Below are 23628 nucleotides of genomic sequence, written 5' to 3'. Positions count from 1 at the left end.
CGGCAGACAGCGCGACTTGAACATAAAAAGGATAATTATCAAGCCGTTTGAAACTGCCCACTCGTTGTACGCATCGGTACTGGCGACATAAGTGAGACTGCCACTATATTCGCGGCTTCAAGGCGACGACGGATGTCGTTATCAGGTGGAAGTGGTTGATTAAATCAGTTTCTTTTAAGCGTGGTTGTCGTTGGATCAATTAAAATTATCGCTACGCCGCAGCAAAACCACCCCACCCGGCCCTGTGTCAATACTGGCAAAATACCGAGCAAATGTGGCGAGATCAATGACGGCATTGACCGTACCTAAAAAATTTCCTTTTTCATCACGAATGGCGCGTGCCTGAATCAGCGACCATTTTCCAGTAGAACGACTGACCAAAGCCTCTGAAAAAACATGACTTTCCGAACTGTCCCGTAACATTTGAAAATGGGGACGATCACTGATATACCAATTTTTCAGAGTCGTATAATAATACTTTTCAAATAGGAGAGAATAATGAACAAAAGATATGAAGATTTAGAAGAATTAATGTCAACAGGTGAAGCGAGAGAAGTGAAGCGAGCGATGGCAGTAAGAATGTCTTTGCTTGGTTTTGTGCGTGCGGAAGCGGCTTTAGCGTGTTGTGTCAGTGTGCAATTTGTGGATAAATGGAAAGCCATTTATTTAGCGTCAGGGGTTGAAGGATTAAAGTTAGCGTATAAAGGCTCACCAGGGTATTTAAAGCCGCGTGAACGAGAAGATGTGATTAATTGGATACAAGAAAAGAAGACAATAACAATAGAGGAACTAAAGAGATACTTAAAAGAGGAGTATGATGTTTTCTATTCTTCAAATACTTCTTATACTAAATTATTAGAAGAAGCGAATTTAAGTTATAAGAAGACACACAAAGAGAATTCGGCAAAAGATGAGGTAAAAGTGGAAGCTAAAAAAAAAGAGATTAAGGATTTAATAGATAAGGAGCGTGAACAGATAGAAAGTGGAGAGGTAATGTACTGGATGCAAGACGAAAGCCATCAGTTGTGGGGAGATATTTGTGGTTATGTTTGGTCGAAAAAAGGAGAAAGAACGTCAATAAAGATGAGTAATTATCGCACTTCTCAAACGTGGTATGGAGCGGTGAATATTTATACGGGAGAATTTATTTTAGATAGGGCAAAGAAAGCTGATACAAAATATACGATAGACTTTATTAACTGGCTCATTTACAGATATAAAGAAGCCCGTCATGTGATTATTTGGGATGGTGCAAGTTATCATCGTTCTGAAGGTTTAAGAACTTATTTAGAGAAATTAAATGGGGGACTTCCAGAATCAGAATGGAAAGTTCGTTTATTAAGATTTGCACCTAATGCCCCAGAGCAAAATCCAGTCGAGGATATTTGGCTTCAAGGTAAGAATTGGGTCAGAAAGAATTTTCATCGTCTATCAAGCTTTAAAGAAGTCACTAGTATGTTTGAGACCTTTTTGTCAGGTAAAGTGTTTAAGTTTAATAAAATTAAACAGTATCTTATACCTAATATCTAGGTAGATATTAAAACTTAATTTGTTTTTATATCTCACATAATTTTGGTATATTAAAGCTTGGAGTTTCCTGTGAGGCGAAGTGCAACTGTCCTTGGGCATCGAATTGGTAAATGCCTGTAACTGTATCAAAATTGGCGATTAAACTTGCCATACGCCTTGTATTAAGATAAGGGGGGGTCAAACCCTGTTCTAAAAGAGAAGCCGCAATGGCTTCTTCTGCGATGTAAGTCAACATGCCATTCACGCGATCCAGATCGCTGACAATGCGCAAAGCCAGCAGCTCTGTTAGATTACGTGTCGTATTTTCTGCAATTTCAGCCGCATGGCGATGCGTAGTCCATAAAAAAATCAGCAGCAGAGCAATCACGCCCGCACTCAGTCCGAAAAAAGACAGGAAAAAAGTGGAGTATTTCATTATTAAGTGGGCTGTTTCAATTAAAATGGCGACCGCAATATCATTTAAATGAATGGTGATGCAATTGTTTTCTTAAATGATAAAATTGTATTTTTCCAATATTAAGATTGATGTCTTAGTATAACTCTGTTATATAGCAAAATTAAGTCATTCATAAAATTTTTCTGTCAGAATCAGAATTTACAGAATTTTAGGATTTTCAGAATTAAAGAATAAAAAATCTATTGAAAATAAACGATTTGAAAGAGTCAATTTTGAAAATTCTTGTGTCTGTAAATTTTGATTCTGATAAATTAAGGATTCTATGAATCATATCTTTTTGGTATATACTGAATTAAACCCAAACGTTTCCAACAAAAAAAAACGCAGAAATTAGGTTTGCGTATCCTAAGTCATGCGTTATGTGTTTTAAAGCAAATGCCTGCCAGAGACATAGACAATATCGATGATTTTAAAGCAAGCGTAGCAAGCGTAGGGTGTATAAACACAGTGCCATACACCTTTTTTCAATACGACTACCAACTTGGTGGATGACGCTATCGCTTATCCACCCTACTTTAACTCTAACTGTCTATTGTTTCTGATGTTGTTGTAAGGCTTGCCAAGCGGGAGTGTTGCTGACTAATGTTGACATGAAATATAACCTTTGGTGAGTGATAAAATTTTATTATTTATTTTTCTGTTGTTGTTGGAAATAATTGTTGCATTAGCCCTTTTTTATGTTTTTTTAGCGCGTCGAGTTTTTGACTTTGCACGGTTATTAATTCATCTAATGAAGAAAGGCAGGCGGCGATTTTTTGTTGTTCTGTTTTATTAGGTGGAACTTTTGCGATGACTTTTTGAATATTTTCAACGGATAAACCTGGTTGAGCTTGACCAGTAGCATATTGATTTAAATTTAATATACCAATTTTTTCAGAGTCGTATAATAATACTTTTTAAATAGGAGAGAATAATGAACAAGAGATATGAAGATTTAGAAGAGTTAATGTCAACAGGTGAAGCGAGAGAAGTGAAGCGAGCGATGGCAGTAAGAATGTCTTTGCTTGGTTTTGTGCGTGCGGAAGCGGCTTTAGCGTGTTGTGTCAGTGTGCAATTTGTGGATAAATGGAAAGCCATTTATTTAGCGTCAGGGGTGGAAGGATTAAAGTTAGCGTATAAAGGCTCGCCAGGGTATTTAAAGCCGCGTGAACGAGAAGATGTGATTAATTGGATACAAGAAAAGAAGACAATAACAATAGAGGAACTAAAGAGATACTTAAAAGAGGAGTATGATGTTTTCTATTCTTCAAATACTTCTTATACTAAATTATTAGAAGAAGCGAATTTAAGTTATAAGAAGACACACAAAGAGAATTCGGCAAAAGATGAGGTAAAAGTAGAAGCTAAAAAAAAAAGAGATTAAGGATTTAATAGATAAGGAGCGTGAACAGATAGAAAGTGGAGAGGTAATGTACTGGATGCAAGACGAAAGCCATCAGTTGTGGGGAGATATTTGTGGTTATGTTTGGTCGAAAAAAGGAGAAAGAACGTCAATAAAGATGAGTAATTATCGCACTTCTCAAACGTGGTATGGAGCGGTGAATATTTATACGGGAGAATTTATTTTAGATAGGGCAAAGAAAGCTGATACAAAATATACGATAGACTTTATTAACTGGCTCATTTACAGATATAAAGAAGCCCGTCATGTGATTATTTGGGATGGTGCAAGTTATCATCATTCTGAAGGTTTAAGAACTTATTTAGAGAAATTAAATGGGGGACTTCCAGAATCAGAATGGAAAGTTCGTTTATTAAGATTTGCGCCCAATGCCCCAGAGCAAAATCCAGTCGAGGATATTTGGCTTCAAGGTAAGAATTGGGTCAGAAAGAATTTTCATCGTCTATCAAGCTTTAAAGAAGTCACTAGTATGTTTGAGACCTTTTTGTCAGGTAAAGTGTTTAAGTTTAATAAAATTAAACAGTATCTTATACCTAATATCTAGCTAGATATTAGAACTTAATTTGTTTTTATATCTCACATAATTTTGGTATAGTATTAATTCATAAAAAAGCCACTTTACATCAATGTCATTATTTGGGGTAGTAACAACTGCATGTTCAGTAGCATGAAATTTTCCAGTTGTAATATTTATATTTCCACACAAAGCACCTTGGCGACCAATTAATGGATATATACCATCATGAGTATATGTTCTTGTGAATCCTCTTAATCCATTACCACCAAAACAAGGATATAAATCTTGTCCTGATTTTTCCTTTATTTCTGACATAGATACAAATTTGCCTGCTTTCATTTGACAAATGTTTTTGAGACTTTTCTCCACCCACTCCCCCGCCTCCCGAAACTCAGGAAAGCGCAAACTAGGCACAGTTTGACCTTCTGCGGGGAAAAGCTGTTGCATTAGCCCTTTTTTATGTTTTTTTAGCGCGTCGAGTTTTTGGCTGTGCGCGGTTATTAATTCATCTAATGAAGAAAGGCAGGCGGCGATTTTTTGTTGTTCTTCTAGTTTTGGATAGACAATCAGAAAACTAGCCACATCAGAACCAGTAATGTTGGGGTCTTTTCTGCTACTACTTGCAATTTTTTTCCAATTTTCTACTTTTGCGTTTAACCATGTAAGTAGATAAATAGGAAGAACTTTTTTTCTATCTGTATTCAAAACTGATATGGCCTGATTTGTTGCCGCTGGAATTTTTAAAAAGCCAGTACGACCAATTTGATTAAATCCGCCATACATGGCAACCAATACGGATTCTTCTGGATTTATTTTCGCGTTTGTCTTAGATGTAAGATACTCTTCTGTCTTGTAGATAAAAGAATTATTTAAATCTGTCGTTTTTACCCACGGAATATTACCATCTTTAAAAAATTCTGGATTTGCCCTAAGTGGAGTAGAACCCGATCTAATAGCTGCAATCTCCCCCAGCTTTTTCTCCACCCATTCCCCCGCCTCCCGAAACTCAGGAAAGCGCAAACTAGGCACAAGGGGAGAGGATTTTTTATTTTTCATGGGGTTGTTCCTTTAAAAAAATTAATAATAAAAAATATTGCTATACCAATATTTTTAATCGGTTTTTTAATCTTTAAATTCTGGAAATCCTGCACATAACCATTCAGAAAAACGACTAATTTATGTACGGTAGTGGATGGATTATGATCTGCATAATCTTTTCTTTCCATTCTTTTAATAAGTACCTAACGGAAAATAATCTGGCATATCAATATTTCTACCGCCCCCCCCTGCCCCCTCCTGCTAGGAGGGGGAGAAAGAGGTTGTTTTTATTGTTAAAATTTAACAAGATAAGCTCATCTCTTCTTTCCCCCTCCTAGCAGGAGGGGGGTAGGGGGGCGGTAGAAATGTGAAAATTCTGAACGTTTTTAATACCTGAATACTTTTATTTAACTACTTAGCCTTTCTGCATTTTTGGATGAGGGTTATGCTTTACTGATTGAAATAAACCAATAATAATCAGTAAATCCTGATTCAAACAAAATAAGCAATAAAAGCGTTAAAAAATCCCAATCAAATATCCCCAAACATCAACGCGGTTAAAACAAAATCCAATCCTAATGTCGCCAGTGAAGCATTGACGACGGTACGGGTGGTGGCGCGGCTTACGCCTTCGGAAGTGGGGACGCAATCATAACCTTCAAAAACCGCTATCCATGTCACCACAATGCCGAAAACAAAAGCCTTAATCATGCCATTGCCAATATCTTCAAATAATTCTACAGTGTTTTGCATTTGTGACCAATACGCGCCTGAATCCACTTGTAATAATTCTACCACCACCAAATGCCCGCCTAAAATCCCAATCGCACTGAAAATGGCAGCCAATAATGGCACGGCTAATATTCCCGCTAAAAAACGCGGCGCAATAACACGATAATAAGGATTAACTGCCATCATTTCCATGGCTGAAAGCTGCTCAGTGGCTTTCATTAAACCAATTTCAGCCGTCAACGCAGAACCTGCTCGCCCTGCAAATAATAACGCCGTTAATACTGGCCCTAATTCGCGCAATAATGACAGCGAAACCACAACCCCTAACATTTCAGTGGCGTTAAAATTAACCAGCGTGTTATAACCCTGCAATCCCAACACCATACCCACAAATAATCCTGAGATTAAAATAATCGTTAATGACAACACCCCTAAAGCATATAATTCAATGATAATTAAACGCGGGCGTTTCATTAAACTGGGCAATCCCGCTAAGGTGTGCAGCAAAAATAAATGGGCGCGTCCCATTTTGGCAAAAAATTCTAAGGTGCGCTGCCCTAAGCGTTGCAAGGCGTTTTGTATCATCTGACTGTCCCTGTCTGTCCTTGTAATAAATCGGTGCGGTAATCGGGCGCAGCGTAATGAAATGGCACGGGGCCATCCGATTCCGCATTCATAAATTGCTTCACCCAATCCGACGTGGTATTTTTTAAGGCTTCAGGCGTACCTTGTCCCACAATTTTACCTTCCGATAAAATATAAATGTAATCCGAAATACTGGACGCTTCTTGAATATCATGCGAAACGATAATACTGGTGAGAGACAGGGCTTGATTAATATCACGAATCAAACGCACCAACACCCCTAATGAAATCGGGTCTTGTCCCGTAAACGGCTCATCATACATCATCATCATCGGGTCTAACGCAATCGCCCGCGCTAAGGCTACACGCCGCGCCATTCCGCCCGACAATTCGCTGGGATTGAGGTCACGCGCTCCGCGTAAACCCACCGCGTGCAATTTCATCAACACCAAATGACGAATCATAGTTTCAGGTAATTGAGTATGCTCGCGCAGCGGAAAAGCCACATTATCATAAACATTTAAATCCGTTAATAATGCGCCATTTTGAAACAACATACCCATGCGTTTGCGCAGCGCATATAATTCACGTAATGACAATTGATTCAAACGTTGCCCATCAATTTCAATTGTGCCGCTATTGGGCTTTAATTGTCGCCCTAATAAACGCAATAATGTGGTTTTTCCCGTACCACTTGGACCCATAATCGCTGTGATTTTACCGCGGGCAATATCCAAATCAATATTGTTGAAAATATAACGATTTCCGCGAGTAAAAGTTAAACCGCGTACTCGAATGAACGGCGCATCTGTTGCAAGCGTCATAAAAAAGGCAATCCTAACTGTGAAAGAAATAAAGCCAATTTGCGCATCATAAAAAGATTAAAGACTTTGTTTAGAATCAGTAATCATCGCTTCAATGGCTTTGGGATCAACCCGTTGCATTAACGGCTCAAAATTTTCAATATGATGTGCCAATAAAGGCTCTGGAGTCCATGATAATGGACTGGCTAAAAACCGCGTCACTTTCTCTGACATGGTGGGCAAAATAGGGGCTAAATAACTCATTAATACACGGAATAAATTTAACCCTTGTGTACAAACCGCTTGCAACGCCGCTTCATCAGGTGTTTTGGCGATAACCCACGGTTTTTGTTCATCAATATACTGATTAGCGCGGTCAGCCAAAGCCATCACTTCGCGCACCACTCGCGCATAATCTCGTTGTTCATAAGCGGCGGCAATCACTTCAGCGCGTTGTAAAAAGTCTTCATACAACGCATTATCGGGTAATTGTGCGGCTAATACACCTGCAAATCGTTTGTTAATAAAACCCGCACAACGACTGGCAATATTGACCACTTTTCCCACTAAATCAGCATTAACCCGATTTTGAAAATCTTCCAAATTCAAATCAATATCTTCCACCCGTCCATTTAATTTAGCCGAGAAATAATAGCGTAAATATTCAGGATTCAAATGATTTAAATAAGTGCGGGCAGTAATAAAAGTGCCACGCGATTTAGACATTTTTTGTCCATTTACCGTTAAAAAGCCATGTACAAATAACGCATTGGGCTTACGAAATCCCGCCCCTGTCAACATGGCTGGCCAAAATAGCGCGTGAAAGTAAATAATATCTTTACCGATAAAATGGTATAATTCGGCTTTGCTTTCTTGCCCCCAAAATTCATTAAAGTCTAAGCCTAATTCATCACATAAATGCTTAAAACTCGCCATATAACCAATGGGCGCATCTAACCAAACATAAAAATATTTATTCGGCTCATTGGGAATTTCAAAACCAAAATAAGGCGCGTCTCTGGACACATCCCACGGCTGTAATCCACTTTCAAACCATTCGTTTAACTTATTGGTCACTTCTTCTTGTAATGCGCCACCGTTTGTCCACTGCACCAACATCTCTTGAAAATCGGCTAAATTAACAAAAAAATGCTCAGATTGTCGCTCTTCGGGGGTTGCGCCTGACAAAGCAGAGCGAGGATTTTTCAATTCCGTTGGCGCATACGTCGCACCGCACACCTCGCAACTGTCACCATACTGATCCCCCGCACCGCAACGAGGACATTCGCCGCGAATAAAGCGATCAGGTAAAAACATTTCTTTCACAGGATCATAGGCTTGCGAAATATGACGACGGCTAATGTAACCTTGTTCTTGTAAACGTTGATAAATGAAATTAGCGAAATACTGATTTTCAGGCGAATGGGTGCTGTGATAATGGTCAAATTGAACCGCAAAACCCGCAAAATCGGCACAATGTTCTTGATAAACCCGTGCAATTAATTCTTCAGGTGAAATATTTTCTTGCTGGGCGCGTAGCATAATGGGCGTGCCGTGGGCATCATCAGCACACACGTAGTAGCACTCATGTCCGCGCAATTTTTGATAACGCACCCAAATATCGGTTTGTATGTATTCGACTAAATGTCCAAGATGAATTGCGCCATTGGCATAAGGTAATGCGCTGGTGACTAAAATTTTTCTTTTTGCGTGGGTCATGGTGAACAAAGATCGGTGGGTTGAGGTGGAAATGGAGAATTGTTTTTTTTAAAGAGGACAACGATTTTTTTATTTAAAATTGTCCCATGCGGCGTTTTAACTCAAATTCATCAGAAGTCACATAATTTTCAACAATTGCCACACGCTGGGCAATTTGATTAAAATCAGCTTCCATTTCTTCTAATGTTTCCTGTAAAGATTCTACAGATTGTTCGTTATTTGAAAAAGAAACATCTTCTTTTCTCGGCAAAAGAATCACCGCAGAAATATACATAAACGAAGTCAATGGCATTAAGGTAAAAAATAGAAAAAGAGTCAGCAAACGCACCGCGCCCACCGAAATGCCAAAATAATTAGCCGTTCCCGCACATACGCCAAAAATCCAACCATTATCAGGGTCTTTTTCCCATTTTCTTGACTGTGGTGCGTTCATCGATAACGTCTCCAATCAGGCACTTTCTCATCTAAAATGCGCTCTAAATTCTCTACACGATTCTCTAAACGTTCAGCCAATTGTTGCAATTGTTGCAAACGGCGTTGATTTTCCTTGCTATCACCTTGTCCAAGCAATTTGCTTTTAAAGCGGTAATGTAAAATTAACCAAATTGGCGCAACAAAAACCAAAAAGATGAAGAATAAAGCCAACCATGCGTCATCCATTTATGACTCCTAAAAAAATAATATTAAGCACAATCCGTTCTTATTAAGATTTGATGCAAATTCAAGCGCGGCACCGCACTTGGATTGCTTAATAAACGATATTCAAAAATCGGCTGATAGGCCATAATATTCTGCACATAATGACGAGTTTCTTGAAAAGGAATTAACTCAATAAAAACATCCGTAGCCAAACAACCAAATTGCTCTCGCCAACGAATCGCCCGCGATGGCCCTGCATTATAAGCGACGGTAGATAAAATAAAACTTCCATCAAAACGATTCAGCAAATGACGCAGATAACCTGTGCCTAATTGTATATTAATATCAGGATTTAAAATACTGCTTTCGCCTTCTAAATGAATCGCGTGACGTTTGGCCACTTCGTTGGCAGTGGCAGGCAATAATTGCATTAATCCCAACGCATTCGCCGCAGAACGGGCATCGGTTTGAAACGCACTTTCTTGGCGCATAATGGCATAAACCCACGCATAAGGTAAATCATGCCCGCTGGCATAAGTCAATACCATGTCGTAATAAGGCGTAGGAAAACGCACCATTAACACATCATAATAAGCCGCTTTTGCCATTGCCACAATACCGCGATCATGCCAACCCCATTGGTTGGCTAATAAGCCCGCGGCGGCAATTAAATGCGGGTCATTTAATTGATCCATCGCGGCATTCCATTCCCGTCGTGCATCAGCAGACATTCCGATTAATAATAATTCGCGTGCTTCGATAATTCCGCGGGTTTTTAACAAAGTTTTTTGTTGTTCATCAGTCAGCGTTAATACTTTTTCATGAAAAGCATAAGGCAGATTTACTTTATCCGCAGATAAAAAGCCATAATAACTGCGTTCTGTCGCCAAATCTCGATAAATTGAATGGGCTAATTCTAATTGTCCTAATGCTTCGTGAGATCGCGCTTGCCAATAACGCCAAACGGCTTCTTCTTGTGCGCTTTTGGGTAATTGAGGAAATAGCTGTAATAATCCCGACCAATTTTGACTGCGCAATAACCATTGCAAATGGGTTCTTAACACCCGTTCTTCACGTTCATCAGAGCTTAATTGATTTAACCATTGCTCTGCCTCACTTAATTCTTGCCATGCGGCTCGCACGGCTAATTCTGCATTAATTTCAGCGACTTGTTGAGGAGAGAAGGCATATTTTTTACGTATCATTTGCCAATGAGAATAAGCTGCTCCTGCTTGAGTGCGTGCCAAGCGTTTAATGCCATCGACTAATAATTGCCGATAAAGCGCATTATCAGGAAAATTAACCACGGCCAATTGTTCAGCGGGGCTTTTTTGCATCGCTTGCCATTCGCTTAACAATTTCTGCTGTGATGCGCCCAACGATTTCGCCAACCAAGCCGCCAATTTAAATTCATTCTCCGCCAGTGCCAATTCAAAACGGCGTTGACGGTGTTCTGTTGTGATTGCTTTTTGCTGATTTAAGTAATTAAATACGGGATCGCATTCACTCACCTGCGATTGACCAATTAACCATAACGCTAATGCAGGTTCAATAATGCCTGATACGTCTGTTTTGGTTTCCAAACGGGCGTGTAAATAATGACAAGATAAAGCGGGGCTATTTTGTGGGATATAGGCTTTTAAATAATTCTGCCAATCGGCTTTTTTAGCCAAATGTTGCAACCAACTTCGCCGCAATATTTCAGTTATTGGAGAATCGGCATAACGGGTGAGAAAATCTTGCATTTCCTCTGGCGAAATAGTTTCTAATCGATCCCGTAAATAAAAATAACGCAAATAATGCTGAATCGGGTAATCTTTTAATTGATTTTCTAATTGGTTAAATTTTTCTAATTGATTATCACGCAGTGCCTGTTGTGCTTCTTGAAAAGTCCAGCGTTCTGATAACCAATTGTCATTATTTGCCCAAGCGAAATGAGAGGTAAAAGAAACCGAGAAAATAGCAGCAGAAAGAGGTAAATAGCGAGTAAATAATTTATTAAATAACATAGCTCATCCTAAACTTATTGGTTCATAATGGTACGATTTAAATAACCTTCTAACTCGAATAATTGCGGCTCACGTCCATATAAAATCACTGTCCCTTTTAAGCGATTCGCACCATCGCTAGAAAATTCAAATTGATAATGACGTAACCATTTTATTTGTCCAAATCCTTCGCGCTTTAAAGACAAACGCTGTAAACTCACCGTTTGATCTAATAATTGCAAATCATATTGCTGGCATAAATGGCGTGCCAAATAAATCACTTGTTCTCGCGCCCGCAAACTGTCAAACCAAAACCACGCAAAACCCAACAAAATGGCTAACATAACCCATGTCATTATCATGTCCAATCCATAAAAAAGTGAGTTATTCCCATTTCAACTGTAAAGTCGGCATGAGGCGTTGTAAATTCTTTAATGATTTTCCTTGCCATGCTACTTTTTGTGAGCCTTGCACTATCATTTGAATATTTTGTTTTTGTCGAATTTTAATGACAAATTTAGAAAGTACATTAATACCAGAACTGTTTAAAAATTCTAATTCCCGCAAATCTAAAGTAATTTTTTCTACTGAAGAATCAACCACTTGATTAAATAAATCGACGATGGGCGCATATTCTTCCATTCCACTTAAACGCAATGCTCCTTCTAATTTAATCGTGCTGTTTTCATCGGCTTGAATCACGCGATAACTGTCTGTTTTAATTTCCATGCTAATAGGCTCCAAATCCATCAACGGCTAATTCAACACGTGTGGTTAATAACATTAATGGGATTTCTAGCGGTAACAGCTCTAATTTCCAACTGAGTTTCGCTCCATAATCGTTGATCATTGATAATAATCCTAAACCTGAACATTCTAAAATATCTTGTTCTGCATTTTGTTCTAAGGTTTGCAAATAAAGGCTTTCTGAATCTTCATGTAATAATTGTTGAATGCGTTTTTGCAAGGATTCAGCTTGTTTAGGAGAAATGCTATTGGTCACTAAAAAAACCAAATGATCAGGATATAAATATAAACGAATATTAATTGGATAACTGCTTCGTTCGTAATTAAATTTCATGGCATTTTCTAACAATTCATTGGCAATATAACTGACCGTGCCTCTTAATTCATCCCGCTGATTGATTTCGTCTGATTCTTGATCGGCAGCAGGAAAAAAAGTAGAAAAATAATCAGCTAAAAAATCAGCCGATAAACCATTATTACGCCAACGTTGTTTTAACGGCACAGAACTGGGTGAAAAACCAATCGCTAAATAGGCTTGTTCGCCCAATGTTTCTTCAACAAAATCACCATAGAGAGTAATCATTGCTTGACAATTCCTCTGTTGTTATAACGCCTCTGGCACGCTCTTGTGAATTTAGTTTATCACAGTCGCAAAGTGAATTGTGGTTAAGGTCTTGTTAAAATAAACGAAATTTGGATGGACAGAACAGAGACGCGCCGCAGCACGTCTCTATCCCAATCTAATGTTTCAATACTCCCAACGTATGCTGTGCGATCATCAATTCTTCATTGGTGGGAATGACCCATGCGCTGGTTGGACTGTGGTTTTGAGTGATACAAGAGGCATGGCGTTGATTCGCGGTCTCGTCTAGTTCAATGCCTAGCCAAGCTGCTTGCTGACAAACTTGAGCGCGAACCTCGGCGGCATGTTCTCCGATGCCTGCGGTGAATACAAGAGCGTCTAAGCCTCCCAAAGCCGCCGCCAATGATCCAAGTTCTCTGCTAATGCGATAAGCAAATAAATCAATGGCTTGTTTTGCTTCTACGGCTTCGCTGTGCAGTAAAACTGACATGTCGCTGCTGATTCCCGACACGCCCAATAAGCCTGATTCATGATACAAAATGTGATGAATCTCTTTGGTTGATAAACCTTGATCTAGCCAATGTAAAACAACGCCAACATCAATTGTACCACTTCTTGTTCCCATCGGTAATCCATCTAACGCGGTAAATCCCATCGTAGAAGCCACGCCTTTGCCATTCAGTAATGCAGCCATACTCGATCCATTACCCAAATGCGCCACAACCACACGCGCAGGCATGTCGCCTAATACTTGCGGTAAACGCTGTGCAATGTATTCGTAAGAAAGCCCATGAAAGCCATAGCGACGAATCCCTTGCGCACTCCAATGACGCGGCAACGCAAAAGCCGCCGCCACATCGGGTTGTTCACTGTGAAATGCGGTATCAAAACAAGCCACTTGCGGCAAATCGCCTTTTAACTGTCTTAATACCCGAATTGGCGATAAATTATGTGGCTGATGCAAAGGCGCGAGGGGAATTAACGCCGATAATTGCGCAAAAACCGCATCATCAACGAGTACGGGAGCTTTAAACGTCACGCCACCATGTACAACACGATGTCCCACAGCAACCACATCTAAATCATCTTCTTGCTGCGCCAACCAGTCTAATAACACGGAAAATGACCGCTGATGATCCGCATCGCCTAAAGGATTCACAGTCAACGTTTCACCTTGGGCATTTTTGACTGAAAATTGGGCTTCTGTGCCAATTCCCGTAATAGCACCGCGATAAACTAAGTCTAATTCGCTAGAAAATAAGGAAAATTTAACGCTAGATGAACCCGCGTTAATCACTAAAATTGCGTCACTCATACCATAGGCTTCTTCAAGTTACGAACCAATAACAAGGCCAACGCACAGGAAGCCATACGACTTAATACCGAATCAGCGCGACTGGTTAAGGCAATCGGCACCCGCGCCCCTAATACAATGCCACAGCTTTGCGCCTCTGCCATGTACTCTAACTGCTTGGCAACCATATTACCTGATTCCAAATCAGGTGAAATCAGAATGTCCGCACGTCCTGCGACGGGAGAATCAATTCCCTTAATCCGTGCCGCTTCTTCGGACACCGCATTGTCAAACGCTAAGGGGCCATCCACAATCCCCCCCGTAATTTGTCGCCGATGTGCCATTTTACAAATCGCAGCCGCATCTAATGTGGAATTTAATTTAGGATTAATGGTCTCTACCGCAGAAAGCATGGCCACCAAAGGTTGTTGAATTCCCAAGGCATGCGCCAAATCAATCGCATTCTGCACAATATCGGCTTTTTCTTGCAACGTGGGCGCAATATTGATCGCCGCGTCCGAAACCAAAATAGGACGTGGATAATGCGGCACATCAATAACGAATACATGACTCATGCGGCGAGCGGTTTTAATGCCCGTCGCCGTGCGCACGGCCGCACCCATTAACTCATCGGTGTGTAAACTGCCTTTCATTAACGCATCGACTTCGCCAGAGCGCGCCATTGCCACGGCTTTTTCTGCGGCTTCGTGACTGTGTTCCGTGTCGATAATTTCGTAACCTGACACATCTACGCCTTCTTGTTTTGCCACCGCAACAATTTTGTCACGCGGCCCAAACAACACCGGCACAATTAAACGCGCCTGACACGCTTCAATTGCACCTAGCAATGAATTACGATCCACCGGATGCACCACCGCCATACGAATGGGTTCAAAATGTTCTGTCATTTTGACCAAACGTTGTAATTGTGCGCCGGGATTATTGATATGTATTTCTGGAAGCGCGGAACGCTCCCGAATAATTTTTTCCATAGGCGCGTAAACTTCAGCCGTCCCCCGACAAGTCACTTCACCCGCTTGATCCACTGCAATACAGTCAAAAATCACCGTGTGATCCTGATCATTTTTGCACGATACCGTGATTGTCACCGTCAAAGTATCACTTAACAAAATCGGACGGGAAAATTGTAAATCTTGACGACGATACACCGTCCCCGGCCCCGGCAATTGCGTGCCTAAAATGTTAGAAATCAACGCGCCCTGCCACAAACTATGCCCGCTCACCTTACCCGATCCCGTGCTGGATGCGTATTCTAAATCCAAGTGTGTGGGATTGACATCGCCTGAAGCCATCGCAAATAAACTAATGTCTTCAAAAGTCAATGTACGGGTTAAACACGCAGTATCACCAATATTGATTTCATCAAAGGTTTTATTTTCCAAGTAATTACTGGATTCAACAGCCTTATTGGCGGACATAAACAGTGCCTCATATTTTTAGTAAAAATAAAGGTCTGAATGTCGATCATTTTTCTGATGATTTAAGTAGTCAGACAAAAATATTTAGCCCGTTAAAATGCTTCAGAACTTTCACTTTTCTACCGCCCCCCTCCTGCTAGGAGGGGGGAATAATAAGTTGTTTTTATTTTTAAAATCAACAAAATAACTCAATCTCTTTCCCCCTCCTAGCAGGAGGGGGTAGGGGGCGGTAGAAATGCCAATAGTCCAAATTATTTTCGTTTAGGTACTTATAAAAAAACGGAAAAACTGACCTGATTCAGACCATTTTTTGCGATACAGGATTGGGCGTTTTACGCACCGATAATGTTATAACCTGCATCAACGTAAATTGTGTTTCCCGTCAAAGACTGAGCGGCATCACTGACCAAAGCAGCCGCCACAGCCCCAACATCTTCAATGGTCACCAGATGACGCTCTGGCGCACGCGCTGCGGCTTTTTCCAGTAATTCATCAAAACGATTAATTCCAGAAGCGGCTCGTGTTTTCAGCGGTCCCGGTGAAACCACATGCAAACGAATATGCTTAGGGCCTAATTCAGCGGCCATATAGCGCGTGGCGGACTCTAATGCGGCTTTAACTGGCCCCATTAAATTGTAATCTTCCACCACTTTCTCCGCGCCAAAATAACTCATGGTCAACAGCGTGCCACCATTTTTCATCAACGGTTCAGCCAATTTTGCCATACGAATAAACGAATGACAGGATACATCCATCGCCATTAAAAAACCATTCGCCGAACAATCGACCACACGACCATGTAAATCTTCGCGGGGAGCAAAAGCAATCGAATGCAGCAGAAAATCTAATTCTCCCCAATGTTGTTCAATGGCAGAAAAAACCGATTCTAACTGCCCTGGTTCCCGCACATCACACGGTAAAATTAACGGTGATTCCAATTCCTCAGCTAAAGGGCGAACATAAGGCGAGGCTTTTTCGTTTAAATAAGTGATGGCCAATTCCGCGCCCAAGGCACGAAAAGCCCGCGCACAACCGTAAGCAATACTATGCGCATTGGCAATGCCAACCACTAATCCCTTCTTTCCCTCTAGGCTCATTAAGTTTTTAAAAGAAGCGGGCATACGAATAACTCCATGTCATGTAAAAAATAAGGTGTGATTCTCTTTGCATGGGCGGCATAAAAATGCTGTAAAAAGGTGAAATTAGGGTGTATTATTATCAAGCACTTTACGACAACAAGCGATGCAAAGAGAAGGTATGCAGCATTATGGGGACATCCATGTTGCATCGCAACAGTAACCTAATTAAGTTACATCCTGATGAAATCCATTTCCTTTGTCCTTATGCTAGAATAGCCGTTACTGATTAAGGAAAATAACGAAGAAATCACTCACATTTTACTTTATTTGGAAACTCACCTATGACGAGCGAAAAAATCACAATCCTAATCATTGATGATGAGATTGTCTCGCGTGCCACTTTAGAGGCACTGTTGGAATGTCCAGAATATGCGTTGGTGTTGGCGGAGACGGGTTCACAAGGGTTAGAGAAGGCAACGACATTAACACCGGATTTAATCTTGTTAGATGTCATGATGCCGGGCATGAATGGTTTTGAGGTGTGTCGTCGTTTGCGTGCCGATCCCAATCCAAAATTGGCAAAGCTGCCTGTGATCGTGATCACGGCGTGGAACGATGCGACGGCGCGCGCGCGTTGCTTAGAAATTGGGGCCAACGAAGTCATCTGCAAACCTTTTGAACGCGATGATCTCCATCGACGTGTTCGCCACTTATTACGTTTGGATGGTCTCGGTGAACCCATTTAGGCTGTTAGACAGGATCATCTCGTCATGAAAGACACCAGCATTATTCTTATTGTCGATGACGAAATTGTCTCGCGCTATACTGTAGAAGTTCTTTTAGAATCAGAAGGTTATCAGCTTATTTTTGCTGAAAGTGGTCAAGAAGCTCTGTTAAAAGCCGAGCAGTACATGCCGGATTTAATGTTATTGGATGTCATGATGCCGGACATGGACGGTTTTCAAGTGTGCCAACTGCTGCGTGCCAATCCCCGTTTAGCCGAATTACCTGTAGTTATGGTGACGGCCTTGGATGATCGAGAATCAAAACTGCGTGGCATTGAAGTGGGTGCGGACGATTTTATGAGTAAACCGTTTGATCGCGCCGAATTGCGGGCGCGTGTACGAACAATTACCCGCTTAAATCGTTATCGTCGCTTGTTGGAAACGGAAGAACATCTGGTTTACTTAGCCAATTACGACCTGTTGACACGCTTACCCAATCGCAGCTTGCTCATTGAACGATTACGCCAAGCCATCAGCCGCGCCAATCGCCACCAACAAAGTTTAGCCATTTTAGTCATGGACTTAGATGGATTTCAAATTATCAATGATTCTTTGGGACATGAATTTGGCGACCAAATTTTATCGGAGATGGCGGTGCGTTTGGCCGAGGTCGTGCCACAAGGTACGACAGTGGCGCGGTTGGGCAGTGATGAATTTGCCTTAATGTACGAATCCAGAAGTCTGGTCAATGAAGTCAGCAATTTAATTCAAAATCTGCTTAATGTCATCAGTAAGCCCATCATGATTGATGCGCATGACATTGTGATCACGGCATCGATTGGGATCAGTGTGTATCCCAGTGATGGAGAAGAGGCTTTGGTGTTATTAAAAAATGCCAATACCGCCATGTCCCGTGCGAAATTGGAAGGGAAAAATTCTTATAAATTTTTTACCGAAGAAATGAATAAATTAGCCTTAGAACGGCTAATCTTAGAAAATCATTTACGTAAAGCATTAAGTCGAGATGAATTGCGTTTATTTTACCAACCGCAAATTGATTTAAAAAGCCATCGCATTATTGGCGTAGAGGCCTTATTGCGTTGGCAACATCCTGAGTTGGGATTAGTTTCCCCTGATCGTTTTATTCCCGTGGCCGAAGAAACCAGTATGATTATTGCGATTGGTGAGTGGGTATTGCACACCGCGTGCGCACAATGCAAACAATGGCAAGAACAAGGTTTATCTCCCATTCGCGTGGCGGTGAATGTGTCTAGTCGGCAATTTCAAAATTCGGATTTATTCACCACCATAGAAAATGCCCTTTCGGCAACGCAATTAAAGCCGCATTATTTAGAATTAGAAATTACTGAAAGTATGTTAATGGAAGATGATTTAACGCAGAAAAATTCTAGTTTTTCTATGTTCAGCCAATTGCAGAAAAAAGGCATTCATATTGCGGTGGATGATTTTGGCACGGGTTATTCTTCGTTAAGTTATCTTAAACGTTTTCCATTAAATACTTTAAAAATAGATCGTTCTTTCATCAAAGATGTGTGCAGTAATGCGGATGATGCGGCCATTACCACGGCGATTATTGCGATGGCGCATAGTTTACAATTATCTGTGGTGGCTGAGGGAGTTGAAGCAGAGGCACAATTGGATTTTTTAAAACAGCGACATTGTGAGATGGCGCAAGGATTCCTCTTTAGCCGTGCCGTTCCTGCGCACGAAATTGAACAACTGCTAAAAAAATTTAATCATTAGCTTTATCAAGTCAAAATAGAATGTTATTATTTTTCGCATTCGCTGGATGCTAAACCCACACATTTAGGACACGTTTATGCTTGTTAAAAAACTTTCATTAGCAGTGGCTATTGTGGTACAATTGGCGGGATTTACCCCACTGATTTTTGCTGAAACTCAAGAAGCCTCTGAAACGACTGAATCCGTCGAAGAATCTGTTGAAGAAGTCACCACTTATTCTGTCTCCACCGAATCTCCCCTTAATACTTTTTTAGCCGAAGTGGCACAGTTGGCTGAATTGAAACAATTAAGCGAATTAGAAGATTCGCCTCAATTTGCCTTATTGTTGCAATTGCAAACTTTACGTTATGAATTAGAACTGCTCAAGCTGAATCAAGAAAAAATCCAAGTTCAGCAGGAAGAAACACCAGAATTATTGCAAGAGAAAGCAGAGATGAGCCGTTTAACGGTTGCTCGTGATCGGCAGTTATTAGATAACGAATTGCAAAAGGCAAAACTCGAAGCCCGATTGGATAAATTACGTGCCGCCAAAGAACGCGCAGAATTAGACAATTCGATTCAAGAACAAACGCAAAAACAAACCCTAAGCAGTTTGCAATCCGAACATGAGCAATTGACCTTAAATAACGAATTGGCTTTGCAAAAACAGAAGTTGCAATTGACTGAATTAGAAACGGAAAAAGAAACGCTGGCCTTAAAAAATGCCATTCAAGAAGAACGCCATCGCCAACAAGAATTAAAACTGGCTATGGAACGGGCGCAACTTGAATTTGAAATGCTTAAACTTGATTATGAGCGGGCTAAAAAAGAATTTGAAGAAGGCGGCGATTTGAGCCATAAAATTTCTTTGCGTGAACAACGCCGTATCTGGGAAAGCGAAGCCAATAAAGCCCCCCAATATTTAGAGCAACCTTTGGTGGACGGTCGTTTAATCATTTCGGATCGACGCATCACTTTGGATGGCCCTATTTTTCCCGGTACGGCGGCTTATGTGTCGGATCGGATTCATTATTACAATAACAAAGATGAAAAATACCCCATTTTTCTGGTGATCGACAATTGTCCCGGCGGCTCTGTGATTGAAGGCGCACGAATCATCAAAGCAATGCAGGGCAGTGCTGCGCCTGTACACGTGGTGGTAAAATCCTCGGCAGCCAGCATGGCCGCGGTGATCGCGGCTTTAGCGGTGGAGTCTTACGCTTATCCCAATGCGATCTTTGTGCATCATCAAATTTGGAGCGGCTTTTTTGGTAACTTAACACAGCAAGAAGAACATCTAAAAGTCACCAAAGAATGGTCTGAACGCATGATGCACCCCGTGGCTGAGAAAATGGGCTTGAGTATCGAAGAAATGGTAGCGAAAATGTACCAGAATAATTCAGATGGCAATTGGCGTGAATTCGCGGATAAAGCGGTTGAATTAAAATGGATTAATCACGTGGTGCATTATATTGATGAAACGTCTTATGTGCAGCCCCCTTCAGAAGAAGAAACTTCACCCAGTTATATGCTGTCGATTGATGAGCAGGTCGATAATAACGGTAAATCTTACATGCAATTGCCACCGTTAATGTTGGGAGATGTGTACCATATTTATAACCCTATTGGTTATTATCGCTGGTAGTCGATAAACCAGAGAAAAAAAGAAATAACACGCTTAAACGTGTTATTTCTGGGTGTCATTATAAAACGGGAATAAAACACAAATGAACTTTACAGCCATTGATTATTCTCTCACGTGGTTTAAACAACATTATGATGGAACAGTGCCAAAACGGCGCGGCGGGAAATTTGTGGTGTTGCAAGAAAAAATGCACATTTACATGTTATTTTGTCCAATTCAACAAGCCGAGTATCACGCAAATATTGTGGCTTTGTTTACCCAAGAGAGAAAATTGTCAGGCCACTACAATGATAAACGCGATGTATATCATTTGACGGCCGAACAATGGCAGATTCAAGGGGGCGGACATTGGTTGTTAGACGAGGAGGCGCATTTGTTGCGCTTATACGGCCGTTCCATGGCCTACGGCACAGTGAGCGAATTGGCACGGTTGATTCCTGCCTTGAAAACCAGTCAAGTGTTCGCAGTCGAAGACATCGTATGTAGCGCGTCGTAACGAAACGCCAACGGTTAGCCTTCTTCGTGTGTCGCATCATTGCCAATTAAGCCGCTTGCATCACCCATTCTGTATCGACAAGACTCAACAGTTGACTCAAACTTTTTAACCCCGATAACATCCCCATCACGCTTAAATTAAGTAAACGCGGTTCGTCCATTCGGGTATTATCCAATAGAGCAATACAACAAACATTACTGTTGGGTGATTCAGGTAAAAATAAATCCAATTGCCATTGGGGATTGGAAATATGCAATGATAATTCCCCCTCAGTAAAACGCGCGGCTTCACCATTTTGCGCCCGATGATAGTCCCAACAAAAAAACCAAATATATTTCATGGTTGAAAATTGAGAAATATGGATAATTTCTTGATAATGTCCCTGTTTATCGCCAACACCTTGATCTTGGGTTAAACGAATATAAGGGAATTCGTCACGCTTGCCTAAATCGCCAAAATAGACCAAACCCCGTTGATCCTCATGGGTTTGATAAGCAGCAGCTAAGTCAAAATCAGCCGCGCCACTCCAACGCAAAGCAATGTTAAGTGGTTGATTGGGCAAAGGAACATCCTCGCCTTGTTGAAATAGTTGCATCATTGTCCTCTTTTGTGGTGAATTTGATACAGTCAACATGTGGATGGTAAACGGAAGTTCAACCCAAAAACAAGTCAGGCATTATTTTTTTTATTGACGGAAAATCATAAGGGTTTTTTATGTGTGATGATTGACGTTAATTTACGCTTTAAAAAATAGGTTAAAAACCCACCAAAGGAGATTAATAATGAGTGTGCAAGCTCTGGGCGATTTGACTCGCCCCGCCGATTTAACCCAACACGACCAAGGCACCGGCCCTTTTCGTACCCGCCATCCTGTTTATGTGGATTTATTGCCGCCTTGTAATCATGCCTGTCCTGCGGGAGAGAATATCCAAGGTTGGTTGACGCATATTCAGGCGCGTCGTTTTCATCAAGCCTGGCAAGTGCTGGTTGCGGATAATCCGATGCCTGCGATTCACGGGCGCGTGTGTTACCACCCGTGCGAATCAAATTGTAATCGTACGCATATTGATGAGGCGGTCAGTATTCATGCTGTAGAACGATTTTTGGGTGACATGGCGTTGCGGGAACGGTGGGCAGTGGAGTGGCAAGCGGTGCCTTCGGGAAAACGGGTATTAGTGATTGGCGCAGGGCCAAGCGGCTTGTCGGCAGCATATCATTTGACGCGCTTGGGACATCAGGTTGAAATTTATGAGGCGGGGCCTTTAGCGGGTGGAATGATGCACTTTGGTATTCCTGCGTATCGTTTGCCACGGGATGTGATTGCGCAGGAGGTGCAACGTATTTTAAATATGGGCATTCGTCTCACCTGTCAGCGTAAAGTGGAAGACGTGTTAGCCGAAAAAACGGCGGGGCAGTTTGATGCGGTTTTTGTGGCCATTGGCGCGCATATCAGTAAAAAAGTGGATATTCCCGCTCGTGATGCAGGACATATTTTGGATGCGGTGAGTTTTCTCAAAGGCGTGGAAACAGGAAAAGCCCCCACACTCGGACGGCGTGTAGCCATTTATGGCGGAGGAAATACAGCAATGGATGCTGCCCGCACCGCCAAACGTTTGGGCGCGGAGGAGGCCTTAATTATTTATCGCCGCGACCGAGAACACATGACCGCACATCATTTTGAAGCCGATGAAGCGATAGAAGAAGGCGTTAAAATCAATTGGTTACGTACGATTAAAACCATCGAAGGCAATACAATGGTGGTCGAAGTGATGCGTATTGATGAAAACGGTTATCCACAACCCACAGGAGAATTGGAAACTTTAGAAGCCGATTCGTTAATTCTGGCTTTAGGGCAGGAAACGGACGTGAGTTTATTGCAACGGGTTGAAGGGATACAATTTAAATCCGATGGCACGGTGTTAGTGGATGAACGCATGATGACGGGACATGAGGGAATTTTTGCCGGTGGCGACATGGTTCCCAGCGAACGCACGGTGACTGTGGCAGTAGGACATGGCAAAAAAGCCGCGAAACACATTGACGCATGGTTACGCGGCACCACGTATCAAAAACCACCCGCCCATGATCTCGTGAGTTATGAGCGTTTACACGTCTGGTTTCGGACGGAAGCAAAACAACGTATTCAGCCGCATTTAGAAAGTTACTATCGCACCGCGGGTTTTGCCGAAGTGGTAGGGGGCTTGAATTTAAGCGAAGCCTTGTATGAAGCAAGACGTTGTTTATCTTGTGGAAATTGTTTTGAATGTGATGGCTGTTATGGTGCGTGTCCTGAGGATGCCATTGTGAAGTTGGGTAGCGGATTACGTTATCGTTATGATTATGATCGGTGTACGGGGTGTGCGGTTTGTTACGAACAGTGTCCTTGTCATGCGATTGAAATGGTGGCAGAAGCAACGAATTAGCTTGATTTTTCTCAATAGGGGCGAACCCATCGTTCCCCCTATTG

The 23628-nt window shown here is 41.5% G+C and carries 24 protein-coding genes and 1 pseudogene; 8 read left to right on the top strand and 17 right to left on the bottom strand.

Annotated features, from left to right (window positions below; genetic code table 11):
- Positions 1–195 precede the first annotated feature (195 nt).
- Positions 196–423 carry a PDC sensor domain-containing protein gene (locus TPSD3_RS17130; RefSeq protein WP_086489768.1) on the bottom strand — a complete coding sequence of 76 codons (228 nt, stop codon included), beginning with the start codon at positions 421–423 and terminating at the stop codon, positions 196–198.
- A 75-nt stretch (positions 424–498) separates the two neighbouring features.
- On the opposite strand from TPSD3_RS17130, the gene TPSD3_RS17125 reads away from it, so the two are divergent.
- Positions 499–1530, top strand: a complete 1032-nt coding sequence (locus TPSD3_RS17125) for an IS630 family transposase (protein WP_086486662.1) — start codon at positions 499–501, stop codon at positions 1528–1530.
- Between the two features lie 25 nt (positions 1531–1555).
- Here the strand turns inward: TPSD3_RS17125 and TPSD3_RS17120 are convergent, their stop codons facing one another.
- Positions 1556–1945, bottom strand: coding sequence for a cache domain-containing protein (locus tag TPSD3_RS17120; protein ID WP_140048453.1), 390 nt, complete (start codon positions 1943–1945; stop codon positions 1556–1558).
- 671 nt (positions 1946–2616) lie between these two features.
- Positions 2617–2850: a restriction endonuclease subunit S gene (locus TPSD3_RS18430; RefSeq protein WP_425353102.1), complete on the bottom strand. Its 234-nt coding sequence runs from the start codon at positions 2848–2850 to the stop codon at positions 2617–2619.
- A gap of 50 nt (positions 2851–2900) precedes the next feature.
- Here TPSD3_RS18430 and TPSD3_RS17110 point away from each other — a divergent pair, with 50 nt between their 5' ends.
- Both TPSD3_RS17110 and TPSD3_RS17105 read left to right on the top strand, forming a co-directional pair.
- Positions 2901–3350 carry a helix-turn-helix domain-containing protein gene (locus tag TPSD3_RS17110; protein WP_086489288.1) on the top strand — a complete coding sequence of 150 codons (450 nt, stop codon included), beginning with the start codon at positions 2901–2903 and terminating at the stop codon, positions 3348–3350.
- Positions 3351–3405: 55 nt separating this feature from the next.
- Positions 3406–3933 (top strand): transposase, encoded by a 528-nt coding sequence (locus tag TPSD3_RS17105; protein ID WP_176329927.1) that lies wholly within the window; start codon positions 3406–3408, stop codon positions 3931–3933.
- On the opposite strand, the gene TPSD3_RS17100 is transcribed toward TPSD3_RS17105, so the two are convergent.
- The 13 genes and pseudogenes from TPSD3_RS17100 to fabI all read right to left on the bottom strand — a co-directional run.
- On the bottom strand, positions 3934–4962 hold the full coding sequence (locus TPSD3_RS17100) for a restriction endonuclease subunit S (protein WP_086489766.1): 1029 nt from the start codon (positions 4960–4962) through the stop codon (positions 3934–3936).
- A gap of 513 nt (positions 4963–5475) precedes the next feature.
- Complete coding sequence (mlaE, locus tag TPSD3_RS17095) at positions 5476–6261, bottom strand: lipid asymmetry maintenance ABC transporter permease subunit MlaE (RefSeq protein WP_176329926.1); 786 nt, start codon at positions 6259–6261, stop codon at positions 5476–5478.
- The gene (locus tag TPSD3_RS17090; protein ID WP_086489765.1) at positions 6258–7085 is read right to left on the bottom strand and encodes an ABC transporter ATP-binding protein; all 828 of its coding nucleotides are present in this window, start codon (positions 7083–7085) and stop codon (positions 6258–6260) included. The genes mlaE and TPSD3_RS17090 overlap by 4 nt, the downstream gene beginning before the upstream one ends.
- A 57-nt stretch (positions 7086–7142) precedes the next feature.
- Positions 7143–8783 carry a methionine--tRNA ligase gene (metG, locus tag TPSD3_RS17085; protein ID WP_086489764.1) on the bottom strand — a complete coding sequence of 547 codons (1641 nt, stop codon included), beginning with the start codon at positions 8781–8783 and terminating at the stop codon, positions 7143–7145.
- A 73-nt stretch (positions 8784–8856) separates the two neighbouring features.
- The gene (locus TPSD3_RS17080) at positions 8857–9216 is read right to left on the bottom strand and encodes a PspC domain-containing protein (RefSeq protein WP_086489763.1); all 360 of its coding nucleotides are present in this window, start codon (positions 9214–9216) and stop codon (positions 8857–8859) included.
- Positions 9213–9443 carry an envelope stress response membrane protein PspB gene (gene pspB, locus TPSD3_RS17075; RefSeq protein WP_086489762.1) on the bottom strand — a complete coding sequence of 77 codons (231 nt, stop codon included), beginning with the start codon at positions 9441–9443 and terminating at the stop codon, positions 9213–9215. The genes TPSD3_RS17080 and pspB overlap by 4 nt, the downstream gene beginning before the upstream one ends.
- A gap of 23 nt (positions 9444–9466) precedes the next feature.
- Positions 9467–11431: a transglycosylase SLT domain-containing protein gene (locus TPSD3_RS17070; RefSeq protein ID WP_086489761.1), complete on the bottom strand. Its 1965-nt coding sequence runs from the start codon at positions 11429–11431 to the stop codon at positions 9467–9469.
- Positions 11432–11445: 14 nt separating this feature from the next.
- Positions 11446–11766 carry a DUF3301 domain-containing protein gene (locus tag TPSD3_RS17065; RefSeq protein WP_176329925.1) on the bottom strand — a complete coding sequence of 107 codons (321 nt, stop codon included), beginning with the start codon at positions 11764–11766 and terminating at the stop codon, positions 11446–11448.
- A gap of 28 nt (positions 11767–11794) precedes the next feature.
- Positions 11795–12139 carry a slr1659 superfamily regulator gene (locus tag TPSD3_RS17060; protein ID WP_086489759.1) on the bottom strand — a complete coding sequence of 115 codons (345 nt, stop codon included), beginning with the start codon at positions 12137–12139 and terminating at the stop codon, positions 11795–11797.
- Between the two features lies 1 nt (position 12140).
- Positions 12141–12740 carry a slr1658 family protein gene (locus tag TPSD3_RS17055; protein ID WP_086489758.1) on the bottom strand — a complete coding sequence of 200 codons (600 nt, stop codon included), beginning with the start codon at positions 12738–12740 and terminating at the stop codon, positions 12141–12143.
- Positions 12741–12897: 157 nt separating this feature from the next.
- Positions 12898–14055, bottom strand: a complete 1158-nt coding sequence (locus TPSD3_RS17050; protein WP_086489757.1) for an acetate/propionate family kinase — start codon at positions 14053–14055, stop codon at positions 12898–12900.
- Positions 14052–15473, bottom strand: coding sequence for a bifunctional enoyl-CoA hydratase/phosphate acetyltransferase (locus TPSD3_RS17045; RefSeq protein ID WP_086489756.1), 1422 nt, complete (start codon positions 15471–15473; stop codon positions 14052–14054). Before TPSD3_RS17045 ends, TPSD3_RS17050 begins: the two co-directional genes overlap by 4 nt.
- A 332-nt stretch (positions 15474–15805) precedes the next feature.
- Positions 15806–16519 (bottom strand): annotated as a pseudogene (gene fabI / locus TPSD3_RS17040) (enoyl-ACP reductase FabI); the annotation flags it as partial.
- A 374-nt stretch (positions 16520–16893) separates the two neighbouring features.
- Here fabI and TPSD3_RS17035 point away from each other — a divergent pair.
- From TPSD3_RS17035 to TPSD3_RS17020, 4 genes are all read left to right on the top strand, one after another.
- Complete coding sequence (locus TPSD3_RS17035) at positions 16894–17298, top strand: response regulator (protein WP_086489755.1); 405 nt, start codon at positions 16894–16896, stop codon at positions 17296–17298.
- 24 nt (positions 17299–17322) lie between these two features.
- On the top strand, positions 17323–19041 hold the full coding sequence (locus TPSD3_RS17030) for a putative bifunctional diguanylate cyclase/phosphodiesterase (protein ID WP_086489754.1): 1719 nt from the start codon (positions 17323–17325) through the stop codon (positions 19039–19041).
- Positions 19042–19117: 76 nt separating this feature from the next.
- Complete coding sequence (locus TPSD3_RS17025; protein ID WP_086489753.1) at positions 19118–20665, top strand: ATP-dependent Clp protease proteolytic subunit; 1548 nt, start codon at positions 19118–19120, stop codon at positions 20663–20665.
- 82 nt (positions 20666–20747) lie between these two features.
- Positions 20748–21161 (top strand): hypothetical protein, encoded by a 414-nt coding sequence (locus TPSD3_RS17020; protein WP_086489752.1) that lies wholly within the window; start codon positions 20748–20750, stop codon positions 21159–21161.
- A gap of 46 nt (positions 21162–21207) precedes the next feature.
- Here the strand turns inward: TPSD3_RS17020 and TPSD3_RS17015 are convergent, their stop codons facing one another.
- Positions 21208–21759, bottom strand: coding sequence for a hypothetical protein (locus TPSD3_RS17015; RefSeq protein WP_140048599.1), 552 nt, complete (start codon positions 21757–21759; stop codon positions 21208–21210).
- 184 nt (positions 21760–21943) lie between these two features.
- Between TPSD3_RS17015 and TPSD3_RS17010 the strand changes: the two genes are divergently transcribed.
- Entirely contained in the window at positions 21944–23584 is a 1641-nt protein-coding gene (locus TPSD3_RS17010) for an NAD(P)-binding protein (protein ID WP_086489750.1), read from the top strand.
- Positions 23585–23628: the final 44 nt, after the last annotated feature.

It is taken from the genome of Thioflexithrix psekupsensis, from assembly GCF_002149925.1.
GTDB lineage: Bacteria > Pseudomonadota > Gammaproteobacteria > Beggiatoales > Beggiatoaceae > Thioflexithrix > Thioflexithrix psekupsensis.
The sequence above is the reverse complement of the archived record's forward strand: the minus strand, read 5'-3'. Positions and strand labels throughout refer to the sequence as shown.

Excerpts from the sequence above, each read along its gene's own strand:
- TPSD3_RS17125 (WP_086486662.1), top strand. The coding sequence starts at position 499 with ATGAACAAAAGATATGAAGATTTAGAAGAATTAATGTCAACAGGTGAA.
- metG (WP_086489764.1), bottom strand. The coding sequence starts at position 8,783 with ATGACCCACGCAAAAAGAAAAATTTTAGTCACCAGCGCATTACCTTAT.
- TPSD3_RS17130 (WP_086489768.1), bottom strand. The coding sequence starts at position 423 with ATGTTACGGGACAGTTCGGAAAGTCATGTTTTTTCAGAGGCTTTGGTC.
- TPSD3_RS17045 (WP_086489756.1), bottom strand. The coding sequence starts at position 15,473 with ATGTCCGCCAATAAGGCTGTTGAATCCAGTAATTACTTGGAAAATAAA.
- mlaE (WP_176329926.1), bottom strand. The coding sequence starts at position 6,261 with ATGATACAAAACGCCTTGCAACGCTTAGGGCAGCGCACCTTAGAATTT.
- TPSD3_RS17020 (WP_086489752.1), top strand. The coding sequence starts at position 20,748 with ATGAACTTTACAGCCATTGATTATTCTCTCACGTGGTTTAAACAACAT.
- TPSD3_RS17110 (WP_086489288.1), top strand. The coding sequence starts at position 2,901 with ATGAACAAGAGATATGAAGATTTAGAAGAGTTAATGTCAACAGGTGAA.
- TPSD3_RS17060 (WP_086489759.1), bottom strand. The coding sequence starts at position 12,139 with ATGGAAATTAAAACAGACAGTTATCGCGTGATTCAAGCCGATGAAAAC.
- TPSD3_RS17120 (WP_140048453.1), bottom strand. The coding sequence starts at position 1,945 with ATGAAATACTCCACTTTTTTCCTGTCTTTTTTCGGACTGAGTGCGGGC.
- TPSD3_RS17105 (WP_176329927.1), top strand. The coding sequence starts at position 3,406 with ATGCAAGACGAAAGCCATCAGTTGTGGGGAGATATTTGTGGTTATGTT.
- TPSD3_RS17065 (WP_176329925.1), bottom strand. The coding sequence starts at position 11,766 with ATGACATGGGTTATGTTAGCCATTTTGTTGGGTTTTGCGTGGTTTTGG.
- TPSD3_RS17070 (WP_086489761.1), bottom strand. The coding sequence starts at position 11,431 with ATGTTATTTAATAAATTATTTACTCGCTATTTACCTCTTTCTGCTGCT.
- TPSD3_RS17100 (WP_086489766.1), bottom strand. The coding sequence starts at position 4,962 with ATGAAAAATAAAAAATCCTCTCCCCTTGTGCCTAGTTTGCGCTTTCCT.
- TPSD3_RS17090 (WP_086489765.1), bottom strand. The coding sequence starts at position 7,085 with ATGACGCTTGCAACAGATGCGCCGTTCATTCGAGTACGCGGTTTAACT.
- TPSD3_RS17010 (WP_086489750.1), top strand. The coding sequence starts at position 21,944 with ATGAGTGTGCAAGCTCTGGGCGATTTGACTCGCCCCGCCGATTTAACC.
- TPSD3_RS17050 (WP_086489757.1), bottom strand. The coding sequence starts at position 14,055 with ATGAGTGACGCAATTTTAGTGATTAACGCGGGTTCATCTAGCGTTAAA.
- TPSD3_RS17035 (WP_086489755.1), top strand. The coding sequence starts at position 16,894 with ATGACGAGCGAAAAAATCACAATCCTAATCATTGATGATGAGATTGTC.
- TPSD3_RS17055 (WP_086489758.1), bottom strand. The coding sequence starts at position 12,740 with ATGATTACTCTCTATGGTGATTTTGTTGAAGAAACATTGGGCGAACAA.
- TPSD3_RS17080 (WP_086489763.1), bottom strand. The coding sequence starts at position 9,216 with ATGAACGCACCACAGTCAAGAAAATGGGAAAAAGACCCTGATAATGGT.
- TPSD3_RS17030 (WP_086489754.1), top strand. The coding sequence starts at position 17,323 with ATGAAAGACACCAGCATTATTCTTATTGTCGATGACGAAATTGTCTCG.
- TPSD3_RS17025 (WP_086489753.1), top strand. The coding sequence starts at position 19,118 with ATGCTTGTTAAAAAACTTTCATTAGCAGTGGCTATTGTGGTACAATTG.
- TPSD3_RS17015 (WP_140048599.1), bottom strand. The coding sequence starts at position 21,759 with ATGATGCAACTATTTCAACAAGGCGAGGATGTTCCTTTGCCCAATCAA.
- pspB (WP_086489762.1), bottom strand. The coding sequence starts at position 9,443 with ATGGATGACGCATGGTTGGCTTTATTCTTCATCTTTTTGGTTTTTGTT.